Here is a 17,279-nt window from a genome sequence, read left to right on the forward strand (position 1 = left end):
GTGTCAAATGCAAAACCGTTCTGATATATTGCCCAATAAGCAAACTGCATCCTGTTACCATTGTGGGGAGGATTGTAAGGATGAAATCCTCCATTTCGATGACAAGGATTTTTGCTGTACCGGCTGTCAATTGGTCTATGAGGTATTAAGTGAAAATAACCTTTGCAATTATTATGACATAGCGGATAATCCGGGAATCAGCCAGAAAGCGGTGTCGCCGAAAGAAAACCAGTTTGATTACTTGGATGATGTGGATGTCATCAAGAAGTTGGTTGACTTCCAAAATGGAGGCGAGACCCACATTACTTTTAACATTCCGCTGATTCATTGTGCATCCTGCATCTGGTTACTTGAAAACCTGCACAAACTTAATCAGGGAGTATTATCCGGAAGGGTTGATTTTATAAAGAAAAAGGTGCAGGTCAAATTCTTACAAGAGAAAATTTCTCTGAAAGAACTTGTTAAACTGCTTTCCAGAATCGGATATGAGCCATTGATCAACTTGGCAGATACCGAAAAGAAGCAAGTCCAAAGTACCGACAAAAAGTTGATACTGAAATTGGCGGTAGCCGGGTTTTGCTTTGGAAATATGATGCTCTTCAGTCTGCCGGAGTATTTCTCGGAGGCCGAATTATTGGGAGAAGGTTTTAAAAAGACCTTTAACTACCTCAATGTTTTCCTGGCATTACCGGTGTTTTTTTATTCCGCTACCGATTACTACCGTTCGGCTTGGCTTTCCATCCGAAATAAGGCGGTGAATATGGATGTGCCGATCGCTATAGGCATTGTCACCCTTTTCAGTTACAGCCTTTATGATATTTTTATTTTAGGCAATGAAGGTTATATGGATACTTTGGGGGGGTTATTATTTTTCCTCCTGATTGGCAAATACTATCAGCAAAAGACTTATGATACCCTTTCCTTTGATAGGGACTACAAATCCTATTTTCCGATTGCGGTCACCCGTGTAGTCAGGGAAGAGGAAGAGGTAATTCCCTTGATGAAATTGCATGTGGGGGATATCATAAGGGTCAGGGATTCCGAACTCATCCCTGCGGATTGCATCCTTTTAGAAGGTGAGGCCTACATTGATTATTCCTTTGTGACAGGGGAAGAAGTACCTGTTTCCCGTAAAAAAGGAGAACTCATCTATGCCGGAGGCCGGCAAAAAGGGAAGGCCATTACTTTGGCTGTCCAAAAATCCCCATCCCAGGGGTACTTGACAGACCTTTGGAACAATGAATCTTTTGACAAAGAAAAGGCTCATGGACTTGAGTCCCTGGCCAACAGGATATCAGGGGAATTTACTTTTATCGTCTTATTCCTTGCATTGGCAGCTTTGGTTTTCTGGGTTTGGTCCGGTCAGGCATCTATGGGGGTATTGGCATTTACTTCGGTACTGATCATTACCTGCCCCTGTGCATTGGCAATGTCCACACCCTTTACTTTGGGCAATACCCTGAGGGTTTTTGGACAGGGGAAACTTTACCTGAAAAATGCCCATGTCATAGAAAAATTGGCCAAAATAGATACGGTGATTTTTGACAAGACGGGGACCCTGACGGCACCATCACAAGCCTCTGTTACCTATGAAGGAGAGCCGCTTTCCAATGAATCCAAGTCTTTGGTAAAAGCTATGGTCAACCAATCCAACCATGCGCTGAGCAACAGGATCAATGCCTGGTTGGACGGAATCAGGGCTGTGAGCTTACAGGATAATGTAGTAGAGGTGACCGGCAAGGGTCTAAAGACCAAATACAAGTCCCAAGAGATTAGATTGGGTTCTGCGGAGTTTGTGGGGGCAGATAAGAAAAACTTACCCGATGGGGGCAATTTGGTTTTTTTCGCAGTGGAGGATACCGTCCTCGGGTATTTCTTTATCAAGAGCGGTCTGCGTGAGGGGGTAGATAGGGTTATTTCAGCTATTGAGGAAGAGAAAGAAGTCCATCTGCTTTCCGGGGATCAGGATCATGAAAGACATAACCTGCACAAAGTCTTTGGGGAAAAAATCAAGATGACTTTCAATCAAGGGCCCAAAGATAAATTGACCTATATCAAAAGGTTAAATAATGAAGGAAAGCTTACCCTTATGGTGGGTGATGGGCTCAACGACGCCGGGGCATTGAAAGAGAGTAAAGTAGGGATAGCGATCACAGATAAGGTGACTAATTTTTCACCTGCTTCGGATGCCATCATGGATGCGGGCATGATCAATAAGCTTCCTGAATTTCTGAATTTCACTAAAACAAGCAGAAACATCATCAAGGCTAGCTTTGGGCTTAGCTTTTCCTACAATATCGTGGGCGTCTATTTTGCGGTTCAGGGCTTGGTTAGCCCGGTGTTCTGTGCCATTCTGATGCCAATCAGCAGTATTTCTGTGGTGGTTTTCACCACCTTGACAACAAATTACCTGGCCTATAAAAGAGGCTTAAAATCAAAAATCTGGTAAACATGGAAGTAATATTCATATTGATAGCAATCAGTTTAATCCTCGCGGGGAGCTTTCTCTTTCTCTTTTTCCGGGCGATGAAAGGAGGACAGTTTGAGGACAGCCATACCCCTGCAATCAGGATCCTATTTGATAACGAACAAAAAACAAAAGAAAAAAAAGTACCATCAACTAAATCGAAGTAAGTATGTCAGGAACAACACTGGAACAGTTCAATTACGACAACAAGATCGTAAAGTACTTCGGGGTCGCCACCGTAGCATGGGGCCTCGTCGGTATGTTGGTAGGTCTGATAGCAGCCATACAGCTCTTTCTGCCTGAAGCCAACTTGGGAAATCCCTACACCACATTCGGAAGAATCAGGCCGCTCCATACCAATGCGGTGATTTTTGCCTTTGTAGGTAATGCCATCTTTGCAGGGATTTATTATTCCATGCCGAGGCTATTGAAGGCTCCCATGTGGAGCAAAGCCCTAAGCTGGATCAATTTCTGGGGTTGGCAGTTGATCATACTTTTGGCAGCGATAACGCTTCCTTTAGGTATCACTACGTCCAAAGAGTATGCGGAATTGGAATGGCCAATTGATATCCTGATCGCTTTGGTTTGGGTAGCCTTTGGAGCCAATATGATCGGCACATTGATCAAAAGAAGAGAGAAGCACATGTATGTAGCCATTTGGTTTTACCTGGCATCCTTCGTTACTGTGGCGGTATTGCATATTTTCAATTCTCTGGCACTGCCTGTTTCTTTCCTAAAAAGTTATTCTGCCTACGCGGGCGTACAGGATGCATTGGTTCAATGGTGGTATGGTCACAATGCGGTGGCTTTCTTTCTAACGACTCCATTTTTGGGTTTAATGTACTATTATTTGCCAAAGGCTGCCAATAGACCGGTTTATTCTTACAAGCTTTCTATCATTCACTTCTGGTCCCTGATTTTCTTGTATATCTGGGCAGGACCTCACCACTTGCTGTACACAGCCCTTCCAGAGTGGGCACAGGTATTAGGGGTTGTGTTTTCAGTGATGTTGATCGCTCCTTCTTGGGGTGGTATGGTGAATGGTTTGTTGACCTTGAGAGGTGCTTGGGATAAGGTTAGGGTTGATCCTGTGTTGAAATTCATGGTGGTGGCTGTCACTGCTTATGGTATGGCCACATTTGAGGGTCCCATGCTTTCCTTAAAAAATGTCAATGCCATTGCGCACTATACGGATTGGATCGTAGCACACGTGCATATCGGAGGATTGGGCTGGAACGGATTCTTCACCTTTGCCATGCTGTATTGGTTGTGGCCAAGAATGTGGAAAACCAATTTATATTCTACCAAATTGGCTACCACTCACTTCTGGATGGGTACTTTGGGAATTATTTTCTATGCACTGCCTATGTATGTAGCCGCATTGACTCAATCTTTGATGTGGAAAGAATTCAGTGAGGCAGGTAGATTGGCATATCCAAACTTCTTGGAGACGGTCATTCAGATTGTGCCTATGTATATGCTAAGGGCATTGGGTGGCTTATTGTATTTGTCCGGTGCCATCTTGATGGTATATAACCTGGTAAAAACAGCCAAGCAAGGAAGCTTCCAGGCTGAAGAAGCGGATGAAGCCGCAGCCTTGACTCCACATAAAGCAGAAAAAGGTGAATTCTGGCACAGGGCATGGGAGAGAAAACCTGTTTTCTTTACCATCATGGCTACTGTAGCCATTTTGATTGGGGGTGCCATTGAAATTATCCCCACCATTTTGGTGAAATCCAATGTACCTACCATTTCCAGCGTGCAGCCATATACCCCATTAGAACTTCAGGGCAGGGACCTATACATTTCCCATGGCTGTGTGGGTTGTCACTCTCAAATGATCAGGCCTTTCCGCTCTGAGACAGAACGCTATGGAGAATATTCCAAAGCCGGGGAATATGTTTATGACAGGCCATTCCTCTGGGGTTCTAAGCGTACTGGACCGGATTTGCACAGGGTAGGAGGTAAATATCCGGACTCCTGGCATTACCATCATATGGTCGATCCACAATCCATGTCCCCAGGTTCATTGATGCCTCCTTATCCTTGGATGGCCACCAATATAATGGATCACAGCAATCTACCCGCCAAAATCAAGACCTTGCAGAAATTGGGTGTCCCTTATCCTGAGGGGTATGAGCAACAGGCTCATGCTGATTTGATGGTGCAGGCCGAGCAGATTGTGGCCAACCTGAAGTCTTCAGGTGTAGAAGCCATGCCGGAATCTGAAATAGTGGCGCTGATTGCTTATCTACAGCGATTGGGAACTGATATCAAAAAGACAACTGCTTCTAACCCTTAATCCTTTTGCACTATGAAAAAAGAGATATTGAGTTCAATCGAAAACGTAGAGATTTATCCCATCATCTCCCTTTTGATCTTTGTGATCTTTTTTATCGGGATGTTCATATGGGTGATCCGTGTAGATAAAAATTACATCAATCATATGAAGGATATGCCTTTCAATGATAAACCACAAAATTCCGGCGGCTATGAAAAAGTTTAAAGCATTTATATTATTTATGGTGGGTATGGCAACATCCCTCCCCACTTTCGCCCAAACAAGTGATTTCAATTGGGTAGCCAAACTACAGGAAATGGACGGCAATCAGGTGACTTTACTGGTCATCCTGGCTGTAATCCTGGGCGTGATTTTATTGCTGCTCATTTTGATGATTTACCTGATGTCCTTTATGGTTTCGGTTTTCAAAAAACAAAATCCTGAACTCGCTGCTCAACCTAGCTGGTGGGATGAGTTTAAACTGAAATACATCACGGGAAAAATGAAACCGGTAGGGGGAAAAGAAGAGAAGGATTTGATGATGGATCACTCTTACGATGGCATTGTAGAGCTGGATAACCATATGCCCCCTTGGTTAGCAAACGTGTTTTATATTACGATTGCTTTTGGGGTCATCTATTTCACTTATTTCACTGTGCTCGGTCTGGGTAAAACCCAGATTGAGGAATATGAAGAAGAGCTCCGTATTGCCTCCATTGAAGCCGAAAAAAGATCTGCCTTGGCCTTAAGTTCCATAGATGAAAATTCGGTGGTATTTGATAACTCTACGGCTGCATTGAATTCAGGTAAAAGTATTTTTGAAGCCAACTGTGCTGCCTGCCATGCTGCTGATGGTGGAGGAGGGGTCGGACCTAACCTCACAGATGAATATTGGATTCACGGCGGCAGTATCAATGATGTATTCAAGGTGGTGAAATATGGTGTGGTAGCTAAGGGGATGATTCCTTGGCAGGACCAATTGAGTCCTGAAGAAATGCAAAATGTTTCCAGCTACATCCTGACTTTGGTAGGCACATCTCCTGCCAATCCAAAAGCACCGGAGGGTGAAAAATATGAGCCTGTTGCAGAGGAACCTTCAGAAGCTACAGCTGAAGCGGATCCTGAGGCAGAAAATGCGGATTGAATTACATTTCCATTATCAGGGGGGTATGGAAGCTCCCCTGATTTAATTTCTAAAAAATGAGTTCCAAAAACCCCCATCTAGATCCGGAAAAGTTCCGAGATTCACTGGCTACGGTCAGGGAGGATGGAAAACGAAATTGGATTTACCCCAAAAAGGTAAGTGGAAAGTTCTACCGTTGGAGGACCTATCTTTCCTGGGTCCTGCTGGCAATACTTTTCATTGGCCCATTTATTAAAGTGGGAGGCAGGCCCTACATGTTGTTCAATATTTTTGAACGAAAGTTTATCATATTTGGTGCAGCATTTTGGCCACAGGATACCCATTTGCTGATTTTTTTATTGCTCATTTTTTTTGTTTTCGTCATTCTCTTTACTGCCGTCTTTGGACGGGTGTTTTGTGGATGGGCATGTCCCCAAACTTTGTTTATGGAAATGGTTTTCCGAAAAATCGAATACTGGATTGAAGGTGATGCCAACCAACAAAGGAAACTGGATGCCATGCCCTGGAATGCAGAAAAGATCTGGAAGAAAGGATTGAAAATGTTCATTTTTGTCCTGATTTCCCTGCTCATATCCCATACGGTGATGGCTTATCTGATCGGGATTGATCAGGTAAAAGAGATCGTGAGCCAGCCACCCTCAGAACATATGGCAGGATTTATTGGGCTGATGGCCTTTACGGGGATTTTTCTTTTCATTTTCTCCTGGTTTAGGGAGCAGGCATGTATCGTAGTTTGTCCCTATGGAAGACTTCAAGGAGTATTGCTGGATGCCAATTCCATCAATGTGACTTATGACCATGTAAGGGGAGAACCCAGAGCACCTATCAGAAAAAATCAGGTGGAAGAAAGCCCCAAAGGAGATTGCATTGACTGTGGTCTGTGCATACAGGTCTGTCCTACCGGAATAGATATCCGAAATGGGGTTCAGATGGAATGTGTCAACTGTACCGCCTGCATCGATGTGTGCGATGAAGTGATGGATAAAGTGGAGCGTCCCCGCGGGCTTATCCGCTATGCCTCCGACAATAGTGTGTTGCAGAGAACCCAAAAACTTATTACCGGAAGAGTAAAGCTCTATTCCTTCCTGTTATTGATTTTGGTTGGGGCTTTTGTAACCTTACTTGCCACTCGAGATGATCTGGGAGCTACGGTGACCAGGTTCAGGGGGATGACTTATCAGGCAAGAGAAACAGGGGATATCAGCAACCTGTACGAGGTAACCTTTATCAACAAGACTTTTGATCCCCAAACAGTAAGCCTCATTCCTCAGGATGAAAAATATACTGTGGAAGTGGTAGGGGACCAAAATTGGACCTTGGAAGGTCAATCCAAATTTGAAGGAAGGTTCTTTATCGTGACAGAAGCCGGTAAAATAAAAAGCAACCAGGAAAACATTACTTTATTGTTAACCCAAAACGGGAAAGTGATTGATAAGATCAAAACCAGTTTTGTAGGTCCAATTGCCAAATAATCAAATCGACAAACCAATAAAGAAAAATAATATGGATTGGGGAAAAGGAATAATACTTACACTTGCAGCTTTTGGCATTTTGATTCTGTCGATGGTGGTCATCTGTGTCAGACAGGATGACATTCACCTGGTTACCCAGAATTATTATGAGGAGGAAATCAAATACCAGGATCAAATTCAAAAAATGATCAATGCCAGCCAATTGGACCATGAGGTGCTGATCTATGATAATCAATTGAAGATTGTTGACCTGCACCTTCCTGTAGGAGCCAAGGGCACCTTGCATTTCTTTAGGCCTTCAGATGCCAGATTGGATCAAAAAATTGAATTTGATATTTCTGATGCTTCTGTCAATGCTGTAGATGTCAAAAGCCTGAAGCCTGGGTACTGGAGGGTAAAATTGACCTGGGTAGAAAACGGCACCGCATATTACCAGGAAAAGAAAATCACTATATAAATGATCTGGACAGCTTTCCTATTAGGGTTTTTGGGTTCCTTCCATTGTCTGGGAATGTGTGGCCCCATCGCTTTGGCAGTCTCTGCCAAAGACAGGGTTCCATTTTTGGCGAATAAGATTATTTATAATCTTGGCAGGACGTTTACTTATGCCTTATTGGGAGCATTGATAGGACTTATTGGATTAACTTTCTCCCTGGCAGGAATACAGCAATGGATCTCCATACTGATGGGAGGGTTGATTTTTTTTATGGCCTTCTTTTATAAGCAATCCGAAAGATGGATTGCGCAAAAGGGTTTCTTTGGAGGGGTTTTTAAATTAAAAAGTGCTTTAGGTCAATTTCTGAAAAAAGGGGGTACTACCGCATTTTTTATCTCAGGTGTACTGAATGGACTTTTGCCTTGCGGTATGGTCTATATCGCTTTGATCGCATCCCTTGCACTGCAGAGTCCCCTGGAGGGAGCCTTGTATATGTTCTTCTTTGGCCTTGGCACCATACCCATGTTGGTAGCCGTGATGCTTACTGGAAAAATCCTTTCCATACCTATCCGCAACAAACTGACCAATGCCATGCCATATTTAGCCATGTTTATTGGCATTCTCTTTATTGTCAGGGGTTTAGGGTTAGGAGTACATTATTTAAGTCCAAAGCTCCCTGCCGTTGAGGATGGAAAGGTAACTACTGAAATGACCGTTTGCGACTGAATTCAATCTGCCAAACTTGATGAGACAAAAAATGCTGCCCTCACAAAAGAGCAGCATTTTTAAAAAATGGGTTATCCGGGTTATTTCTTCAAAGGCCGGGGACATTAGGTTTAAATGGCTTTGCTGAATCCGAATTTCTGGCTTTCCTTTTCCTGCATTCTTTGGTCGAAGGTCATACAGATATTACGGATAAAGGGCATGCCCTCTTTTTTTATTTTAATTCCGGTAGCATCAAAATCAATAAGGCCTTCCTCTTTAAATATTTTCAGCTTGTCCCAGTTCTTTTTCCCAAGCTTGGAATAGTAACAGAAATCCCAGCGGGCTTCCTGATTGCAGATCAATTGAAGTATCAGGTTTCTGTTTTGGATGTCTTCTGAACTCATAAGATGTCCTTTGCTGATGGCGAAATGTCCCAAGCTAATCTGCTCTTTGTAGAGGTCGATTTCCTTGGTGTTTTGTGCATAGGCATAATATACATCGGAAATGGAACTGTTGCCCAGGCCTATCAGTATTTTGGAAGGGGAGGTGGTATATCCCATGAAGTTCCTGTGCAGGGTTTTATTTTCTTTGGCCAAATAGAGTGGATCCTTAGGAAGGGCAAAATGGTCCATTCCAATTTCCAGGTATCCCATGGATTGGAGGATTTCTTTCCCTACTTCATAGAGTCTCCTCTTTTCGGCTTCATTGGGTAAATGTTGCTCAAAACTCTTCTGGGCAGGGAAGGCTGATGGAAGATGGGCATAGCTGTAAAATGCAATGCGGTCAGGTTTTAAAAGGGACACTTTTTCAAAAGTATCTTTGATGGTTTCCAGATTCTGATGGGGCAGCCCATAGATCAGGTCAAAATTGACAGAATCATAGCCGATTTCTCTTGCCACATCTGTCGCTTCTTTTACCCTTTCGAAAGGCTGAATCCGGTGAATGGCTTTTTGTACCTCCAAATTGAAATCCTGTATGCCAAAGCTCACCCTTCGGAAGCCCAGGTCAAAAAGGGTCTGAAGGTGTTCCCTAGTGGTATTGTTGGGGTGGCCTTCAAAACTGAATGCCGCCTCAGGCATTACCGAGGAAGTCTCCAAGATGAAATCCAGCATTTCTTTGAGGGATTGGGGAGAGAAAAAAGTCGGGGTGCCTCCTCCCAAATGGATGCCGGCCAATTTAGGCTTGGTATCCAAAACCTTCAGGTATGCCGACCATTCATTCATAATGCTGCTGATGTAGGGAGCTTCTACCGCATGGTTTTTGGTGATCCGTTTGTTGCAGCCACAGTAGGTGCACAAGCTTTCGCAATAAGGAAGGTGGATATAGAGCGTCACTCCTTCCTTATCCCCAAAATCTTCATATGATTTTTTGACCATACTCACCCAGCCTCTTTCGCTCAGATCATCTTCCCAAAGCGGGACGGTTGGGTAAGAAGTATACCTGGGAGCAGGAACATTGTATTTTTTGATCAGATCAAGTTTGGTGGTTTCCATGCTTACTCATTTTGATACAAATTTCGATGAAGCTTTTTAGGTTTTTAATGACCTTTGATAAGTGTCAAAACTGATAATGGTCATGTTTTTTAAGCTTTTTCATGGGATTGGCTCAATTCATTTTGGTGATTGCTTGAGGTATTTTCCAAAAAATCGATATTTTTAGAAACCTTAACCCTGAATGACCTATGGAAAAACAAGCAATGGATAGATCAAGAAGAGACTTTATTTCGAAATCGGCTGCGTTGGCAGCAGGATCCGTATTTTTTACAGGAATAGCGGAGGCCTTACAGCTTCATGAGCGCCCAAATCAGAAAATGAGAATTGCTATGGTAGGATTGGGGATCAGGGGTGTGAATATGTTTGGAAGGGATGTGCAGCGGGTTTACAAGGATCAGATAGAGTTTGTTGGTCTATGTGACCATAATGAGGGTAGATTAAAGTTTGGCCAGCAATATATCGGTGTAAATTGTCCGCTTTACACGGATCTTGACAAGATGCTGCGGGAGCAAAAACCGGATGTGGTGATCGTCACTACCGTGGACAATACCCATCATACATTTATTATCAAGGCTTTGGAGTCCGGTATCCATGTGATCACAGAAAAACCCATGACCACAGATGAGGTGAAATGCCAGGCCATTTTGGATGCCGAGCGGAAATCCGGGAAGAAAGTAATAGTCACCTTCAATTACCGCTATTCCCCTCATCGGCAGCGCATGTATGAAATCATCCGTAGTGGGGAAATCGGAGAGGTGACCTCTGTGGATTTCCATTGGTACCTGGACACCTCCCATGGCGCGGATTATTTCAGGAGATGGCATGCCTACAGGGAGAAAGGAGGAACTTTACTGGTTCACAAATCCACGCACCATTTTGACCTGCTCAACTGGTGGCTGGATTCTGATCCTGAAGAAGTTTTTGCCTATGGGGCTTTGGAGTTTTATGGAAAGAACGGGCCATTTAGGCATACCCACTGCCGTCCTTGTCCCCACAAAAACAAATGTGACTTTCATTGGGATATTACCAAAAATTCCCATTTGGTAGACCTGTATGTCAACAATGAACAGTATGACGGATACTTAAGGGATGGCTGTGTTTTCAGAGAAGATATAGACATTTATGATAAAATGGCCGTTCAGATACGGTATATGAATGGAGTGCAGGTGAGTTACTCCTTGACAAGCTATTCCCCTTATGAAGGATACAGGATTGCTTTCAATGGCACCAAAGGGCGTCTGGATGCCTGGATCAAAGAAAGTCAGCCCTGGGAGGAATCTGATCAGGATGAACTCCGCCTGACAAGAAACTTTGGGACTTCGGAAATCATTATCATTCCACATGGTGGAGGGGGACACGGGGGAGGAGATACCCGTTTGAAAGATAAGCTGTTCAAAGATCCCTCGATGGCCGACCCATACAGACAATCCGCAGGAACAAGAGATGGTGCCATGTCCATCTTGGTAGGAATAGCGGCCAGGAAAAGCATAGAGAGCGGTAAGCCGATTAAAGTTGCGGATCTTACAGATATTAAGTTGGAAAAAACAGGCAGGGGAATGGTATAAACCATCCCCTGAATTTTTTAAGCTTCTTTGAATTCCACCCTGCTGATGATATCCATGATCAGATGCAGCATGATGGCTGTTACCAGACCCATGCCAATGCACATGCCCAAAAGGCCATAGACAAATTGCTTACTGATTATGAAGGCGAATACTCCTGACAAGAAAGAGGGAATGATTCCGAAAAAGAAAACACCGGAGATGATCAAAGGCTTGATCAATTTCCTGTCCCAGGACTCTTCAAAGCCCACATTCGTAACCAGGGCAATCCCAAATCCAGTGAGGTAGTACAATAAAAGCAGCAAAGGGAAAACCAAGATTAAGCCCCAATGGAGTTCGGCGATAAATACGGCAGGAACTATGGTCAGCAAGCCCAAAACGAGCGTTTGATACATATCGAGTTTGATCAAATTCCAGAATTTACTCGTCCAGGAAGCCGGGATAAGAATAAAAAAGGGCTTTTTCATATCACCCAAATTGGTTTTTCCGAGTCCGCCTATAAAATATATACTTACTAAAAAAACCAGATAACCGTAGAGGACCTTATGGGTCAAGAGGTCAAATCTTGAAAGCAGGGCCAATACCAAAGCAATCCCTGCAAAAATAAAGGTGTACAAACCTGCCAATGGATGGAAATCCAGTCGCGATCCATTGACATAATTTCTCCAATACAATGCCACTGCACCCTGTCCGAAGTTAGAGACTTCCAGTTTCTTTTTGGTATTCAGTCCATAGGTAGCTTCTGATACTTCCTGACTTTTTACTTTTTCCTTGTTTTCTTCCTTGGACCTGGTGCTTTCAAGCACATCCTCATAAAATTGCCCGGAATGTAAGATTACCTGATTGATAAGCAGAATGCTCAATAGCACATAAGCCATGGAAAAACCTGCTAATTTCAGGAGGTCCCCATTTTCCAAAAACAGCACCATTGCCCTGCTCCAACCCACCAAGGGAAAGAAGTCAAACCAAGGGGAACCTACCCAAGCGAACATTCCTTCCCAGAATTTTTCGCCACGTAAACCGGGAATCAAAATCATGGCCGCAAGCAATATGGAAAAGAAGACCAAGATTTTTTTGACAAGGGGATAAATATGGTACTTGGTATTGAGGGTATAAAGCAAAAATTTGATCGGGGAAATGATAAAGATGAATAAACCTATACCCAATGCCATGGCCAAAACTTTCATAGCGTTCAGCTGCAGGTATTCATTGACAGAAGCGGTGATATATACCATAAAAATAGCTGAGCCTCCCAATGCCGGGATCAGGCTTCTGAGCATGTAATACAACAGGATATTGGCAGGGGCTACTGGAGATGTAAACAGTAGATTGACATCTGCCATGCTGAAAAAGCTGATATTTTTCTTGGTGGCCTTGAACAATTGGAACATCAGGATTACCAAGGCTACCAAGGTGATCCCGCCTCGGATGCTGAAAAGCTCTACAGCAATTTCTGTAAGGATATTGGAAACTTCTTCAATATCATCCGAACTGTTGTTTTGACTGCTTTCAAAACCTTTGGTATAGAAAAAACCGATATAGCCTATCACAAAGAGATAGGGCAGTAGCCTTGCCGGATTTTTGAAAAGTAGCTTGATATTGTTCACCAGGATAAAAATATCCTTTCGGAGCAAAAGTCTGAACTCATTCATCTTTGGTCAATTCTAAAAATAAGTCCTCTAAACTGGAATCATTACTTTCGCTGAAGGTAGCTTTTAAATTGGCCAGGGTGTCATTGCCGATAATATTGCCGTCCTTCATGATCATGATACGATCCGCAATGGTCTCTACGCTATCAATAAGGTGGGTGCTGACCAATATTGTTTTTCCATTTTCCTTCAACTCTTTGAAGATTCTTTTGGTGTTCTTGATAGCTTTTGGATCAAGTCCGATCATGGGTTCGTCAAAAAATAAAAGCTCAGGATCAGGCAATAATGCACAACAGATAGATACTTTTTGGCGCATACCTTTGGAAAGGTCCCTGCCCAACTTGTCCTGCTTGTCTGTCAATTCATAAATTTCCATCCATTCTTCAGCTTTCCTTTTCCAGTCTTCGACTGCATATGCCTGAGCAATGAACTGCATGTGTTCCTTCACGGTGAGAAGGTCATACACGTGTGGTGTTTCCGGGATGTAAGAGAACATTTTTTTGGCAGGAACGGAAAGGTGGTCATAACCACCTATGCGGATACTTCCTGCTGTTTTTCTCAATAAACCTACAATACACTTCATCGTGGTGCTTTTCCCTGCTCCGTTGGGTCCAAGAAGTCCGACAACTTCCCCTCCCTGTAATGAAAAACTGATGTCATTGACGGCATTCTGTTTGCCGTATCTTTTGACCAAACCTTCTACTTCTAACATGGACGATGTAAAAATTTAAATACCCCTATTAAACTTTCCTCTTGGCATTTAAGTTGCGAGAAGGCAAAAATATTGGAGATAAATTTTAGTGGTGTTCTTTTTTAAAAGAATTTCCTATATTCAAGTCATAAATGCAACACTAAGGGTTTAAGGGAAGGAACCTGGGTTCCTTCCCTTAGGCTGAAAATATTAATTTTGTGTTGTCATGAATAAATTTAAACATCTCAGCCAGGAACAAAGGTACCAAATAGAGGCTTTATTTAGAAACGGAACTTCCCAGACCAAAATCGCTGCGATTATCGGTGTCAACAAAAGTACTGTATCCAGAGAACTTCAAAGAAATACCGGCAAGAGGGGCCGTTATAGCGGTGAATATAAGGCTGCAGTTGCCCAGAACCGTACAGACGAAAGACATAGACTCAAGAGAAAGCGAATCAAATTTACCGAGTCCCTTAAAGAAGAGGCCCGCAAATTCCTTGTTGTTGACAAATTGAGCCCAGAGCTAATATCGGTCACCTGGAAGAAACAAGGTAAAGAAGGGGTTTGTCATGAGACACTCTACAACTGGATATTTACTGCCAAAAAAAGTAGCCATTGGAGATACCGAAGGGACAGGGAGCTTTACAAGAATCTCCGGCATGGTAAAAGAAAGCGTAAGAGAGGTAATTACAGGCATACCAGAGGAATTATCAGGGAGAGAGTTCCAATTGACCAAAGGCCTCCTGTAGTTGAAAAAAGACAAAGGATAGGAGATATTGAAGTAGACCTTATGATGGGGAAAAACCACAAATCAGCTCTTTTGGTACTGGTGGACAGGGCAACCTTGGTTACTACCATAGAGAAACTTGATGGTAAAAATGCAGATATCATTGAACAGAAAATAGCAAAGAGAATACAGAGAATTGGTGCTTCGTTCTTCAAATCAATCACTTTCGATAATGATATGGCATTCGCAAACCATTATAAAATCAGAGATAAATTCAATATCCCAACATTCTTTACAAGACCATACACTTCACAGGATAAAGGAACAGTGGAAAACAGAATCGGACTTATCAGGGCTTTCCTGCCAAAGGGTACTGACCTCAATCAAATCTCTCGGGAACAGATCCAAAATATAGAAACCAAAATCAATAACAGGCCAATAAGAAAGTTTAATTATCTTAGTCCTATCGAATGTCTAATGAAAAAATTAGGCGTTGCATTTATGACTTGAACATGGCCTTCGCCTAATATTCAAAAACTGCAATTCCCGGATTTTCATCATAGGTCACTGCATAAATCTTTCTCTCTTTTTCATCCACGGCAATGCTGTAGATATATCTGTCAAGCGGATAGTAAGCTATGGGATTTCCTTGATAATCCAATTCAAAAATTTCATTGGACATTTTGACCATGCTGTTTGGGGTGTTTCTACTAAAACCCAGATAAACTAAAAACATAGAATTCTCTCCCAGGAAGATGTTGTTGTATGCCAATGTGTTGTTCCCATCAATATCGGCACCTATATTTCGTCCAGACCCAATTATTTCATATTTCAAGGGTTCTGATATCGGGCCGCTTACGGTAATTTTTTCGGAGGGAGAATCAATAGGCAGGATTTCTACAATGTCACTGTTGATCTGAGCGTGTACCAGTAGCTTCTTTTCTCTATTGTATGCTGTTTGGCCTTGGCGAATATCTCCTAATATAAACCCTTTGGCTTCATCTACTTCTTGGTCCTTGGACCATGGATCCAGTTTCCTCTGTAAGACGTTGGCAGTGTCAAAAATTGCAAATGCGTGACTGTCATTCATCAGTCGACTAACATAGGTATCAGGAGTCAACCAATTCCAGGAAACTGAGAAAAAAGACTGTTCTCCCTTTTTGAAAGAACGGATGGAAGTCGTAAGGGTATCATTAAGGCTATATTCATGGATTTTTTTTTCGTTGAGATCATAGGCCCAGAAGGTGTCATCCCGCCATCCCTGATCAAAACTTCTGATACTGATGATTTCACCCGGTCCATATCCCTGTTTCCCTTTTGGATAAAGGTACTTCATGCTGTCTTTTTGGATGATATGGATCAGCTTTCTGTCATGCCCTGTTCCTCCCCTGTAATTTTCGCTGAGGATCAGTTTGTCATTTTTGATGGTAATCAATGTCGCAGTCAGTATTTCCTCAAAATTGTATTTTTTGCTTTCCAGTTTTTGTTGGACAGGAAAAGAATCCAAGGTGAAATTTTTTTCATAAGGGTTTTTACTTTTTTCGGTGCAGCCAAGAATTAAGATAAAAGCAAGAATTTTTAATTGATTTTTCATAAACACTTCATTTAGAAAAAGCAATGCAATCAATCGATGGCATTGCTTTTTGTTTAACTTAAGAGCAAGTATCTAAACCGATTCTTTTTACATCTTGATTCCATGCATTGCCGAGCATATCCACACAATAATGCTCAAAATTTACCTGACAACATATCCATCTCGTGCCATCGCCTGGATCAACCGATGCCTGAGCTTTTGATTCTAATTGAAAGTAAATCATTGACCCTATAAAGGCCAGTGCAAAACATATTTTTTTCATCTTAATAAGGTTAAATTGAATAAATGGGTTTGGCCAAAACCAAAAGCTAAACTAAGCTTTCGGTTCAAAAAAAAATATTATTATTATTACCAAGTGAAATCAAAAAAAATATTTTTTTTGATAAAATGGGTATTAATTATTTGAATTAGAATTTATTCAAGAATTAAAAAAATATTCCCAATTTTGCGATAAGACTATTGAATATATAAGCCTCTTCCCTGAGGGAAGAGAAACCGGGAGGTAGTCCCGGAATAGAAATCCCTTCGCTTTTTCTTCCTTCAAAAAAATAGGCCTGTTGTCTTCTGTAAGCCAGGGAAAGGGAATAGTCCCGTTTCCCGGACTTGGTTCTCAAACGGATCCCTGCCAAGGGACTCAACAATAATCCTCCTTCATACCAGGATTCTGAGAATTCGTTTTTTTCCCTTCCATTCAAAAAAGCTGCAGCATGGCCAATGTCCAATCCTAAATAGGGTACCACTTTTTTGTCATGGTCCAGAAAACCCCTCCATCCAAAAGCAATGGGTACAAGATAAATACCGGGATAAGTGTCAAGCCCCACTGAAATCCCGACTGCATGGTGTTTGTCAACTTTCACCCCCAAATAATTTTGAATGGAGAGATTGGTTCTATTGTTAAGGCTGTTGTCCCAGTTTTGGACCCTGCCCAGCATCGGTCCGACTTCCAGATGATGGATAACCACCCGCTCTTGGGCATTCGCTTTACCCAGGAAGATAAAAGCCAATAGGAGAACCAGTAAATTAATATTCCTAGCCATTGTTAGGGAATTATAAAGTCC

The 17,279-nt window shown here is 42.4% G+C and carries 16 protein-coding genes; 10 read left to right on the forward strand and 6 right to left on the reverse strand.

The features are described from left to right. Positions 1 to 7 precede the first annotated feature (7 nt). The 8 genes from BC751_RS09665 to BC751_RS09700 are packed head-to-tail and all read left to right on the forward strand — an operon-like array spanning position 8 to position 8,526. Positions 8 to 2,449: a heavy metal translocating P-type ATPase gene (locus BC751_RS09665; protein ID WP_130275361.1), complete on the forward strand. Its 2,442-nt coding sequence runs from the start codon at positions 8 to 10 to the stop codon at positions 2,447 to 2,449. 2 nt (positions 2,450 to 2,451) lie between these two features. Next, positions 2,452 to 2,634 (forward strand): cbb3-type cytochrome oxidase assembly protein CcoS, encoded by a 183-nt coding sequence (gene ccoS, locus BC751_RS09670; RefSeq protein ID WP_130275362.1) that lies wholly within the window; start codon positions 2,452 to 2,454, stop codon positions 2,632 to 2,634. A gap of 2 nt (positions 2,635 to 2,636) precedes the next feature. Beyond that, positions 2,637 to 4,769: a cytochrome-c oxidase, cbb3-type subunit I gene (gene ccoN / locus BC751_RS09675; protein ID WP_130275363.1), complete on the forward strand. Its 2,133-nt coding sequence runs from the start codon at positions 2,637 to 2,639 to the stop codon at positions 4,767 to 4,769. A gap of 12 nt (positions 4,770 to 4,781) precedes the next feature. After that, positions 4,782 to 4,973 (forward strand): cbb3-type cytochrome c oxidase subunit 3, encoded by a 192-nt coding sequence (locus BC751_RS09680; RefSeq protein ID WP_130275364.1) that lies wholly within the window; start codon positions 4,782 to 4,784, stop codon positions 4,971 to 4,973. Beyond that, on the forward strand, positions 4,960 to 5,892 hold the full coding sequence (locus BC751_RS09685) for a cbb3-type cytochrome c oxidase N-terminal domain-containing protein (protein WP_130275365.1): 933 nt from the start codon (positions 4,960 to 4,962) through the stop codon (positions 5,890 to 5,892). The genes BC751_RS09680 and BC751_RS09685 overlap by 14 nt, the downstream gene beginning before the upstream one ends. 56 nt (positions 5,893 to 5,948) lie before the next feature. Beyond that, a complete protein-coding gene (gene ccoG / locus BC751_RS09690) occupies positions 5,949 to 7,364 on the forward strand; it encodes a cytochrome c oxidase accessory protein CcoG (protein ID WP_130275366.1) in 1,416 nt (471 codons plus the stop codon). Between the two features lie 31 nt (positions 7,365 to 7,395). Then, complete coding sequence (locus BC751_RS09695; protein WP_130275367.1) at positions 7,396 to 7,821, forward strand: FixH family protein; 426 nt, start codon at positions 7,396 to 7,398, stop codon at positions 7,819 to 7,821. After that, positions 7,822 to 8,526, forward strand: coding sequence for a sulfite exporter TauE/SafE family protein (locus tag BC751_RS09700; protein ID WP_130275368.1), 705 nt, complete (start codon positions 7,822 to 7,824; stop codon positions 8,524 to 8,526). Positions 8,527 to 8,636: 110 nt separating this feature from the next. On the opposite strand, the gene hemN is transcribed toward BC751_RS09700, so the two are convergent. Beyond that, positions 8,637 to 9,998 carry an oxygen-independent coproporphyrinogen III oxidase gene (hemN, locus tag BC751_RS09705; protein WP_130275369.1) on the reverse strand — a complete coding sequence of 454 codons (1,362 nt, stop codon included), beginning with the start codon at positions 9,996 to 9,998 and terminating at the stop codon, positions 8,637 to 8,639. 188 nt (positions 9,999 to 10,186) lie between these two features. On the opposite strand from hemN, the gene BC751_RS09710 reads away from it, so the two are divergent. Further along, positions 10,187 to 11,563: a Gfo/Idh/MocA family protein gene (locus BC751_RS09710; protein ID WP_242617419.1), complete on the forward strand. Its 1,377-nt coding sequence runs from the start codon at positions 10,187 to 10,189 to the stop codon at positions 11,561 to 11,563. Between the two features lie 17 nt (positions 11,564 to 11,580). Here the strand turns inward: BC751_RS09710 and BC751_RS09715 are convergent, their stop codons facing one another. Both BC751_RS09715 and BC751_RS09720 read right to left on the reverse strand, forming a co-directional pair. Further along, positions 11,581 to 13,212: a putative ABC exporter domain-containing protein gene (locus tag BC751_RS09715; RefSeq protein ID WP_130275370.1), complete on the reverse strand. Its 1,632-nt coding sequence runs from the start codon at positions 13,210 to 13,212 to the stop codon at positions 11,581 to 11,583. Continuing rightward, complete coding sequence (locus BC751_RS09720; protein ID WP_130275371.1) at positions 13,205 to 13,921, reverse strand: ABC transporter ATP-binding protein; 717 nt, start codon at positions 13,919 to 13,921, stop codon at positions 13,205 to 13,207. The genes BC751_RS09715 and BC751_RS09720 overlap by 8 nt, the downstream gene beginning before the upstream one ends. A 205-nt stretch (positions 13,922 to 14,126) precedes the next feature. Between BC751_RS09720 and BC751_RS09725 the strand changes: the two genes are divergently transcribed. Next, positions 14,127 to 15,137: an IS30 family transposase gene (locus BC751_RS09725; protein ID WP_130273814.1), complete on the forward strand. Its 1,011-nt coding sequence runs from the start codon at positions 14,127 to 14,129 to the stop codon at positions 15,135 to 15,137. Positions 15,138 to 15,150: 13 nt separating this feature from the next. On the opposite strand, the gene BC751_RS09730 is transcribed toward BC751_RS09725, so the two are convergent. The 3 genes from BC751_RS09730 to BC751_RS09740 all read right to left on the reverse strand — a co-directional run bounded on the left by BC751_RS09730 (position 15,151) and on the right by BC751_RS09740 (position 17,258). Next, entirely contained in the window at positions 15,151 to 16,221 is a 1,071-nt protein-coding gene (locus BC751_RS09730; RefSeq protein ID WP_130275372.1) for a BF3164 family lipoprotein, read from the reverse strand. 58 nt (positions 16,222 to 16,279) lie between these two features. Next, positions 16,280 to 16,483, reverse strand: a complete 204-nt coding sequence (locus BC751_RS09735; RefSeq protein WP_130275373.1) for a hypothetical protein — start codon at positions 16,481 to 16,483, stop codon at positions 16,280 to 16,282. A gap of 163 nt (positions 16,484 to 16,646) precedes the next feature. Beyond that, positions 16,647 to 17,258 carry a hypothetical protein gene (locus BC751_RS09740; protein ID WP_130275374.1) on the reverse strand — a complete coding sequence of 204 codons (612 nt, stop codon included), beginning with the start codon at positions 17,256 to 17,258 and terminating at the stop codon, positions 16,647 to 16,649. Positions 17,259 to 17,279 lie beyond the last annotated feature (21 nt).

This window comes from Cecembia calidifontis (assembly GCF_004216715.1).
GTDB classification, from domain to species: Bacteria; Bacteroidota; Bacteroidia; order Cytophagales; family Cyclobacteriaceae; genus Cecembia_A; species Cecembia_A calidifontis.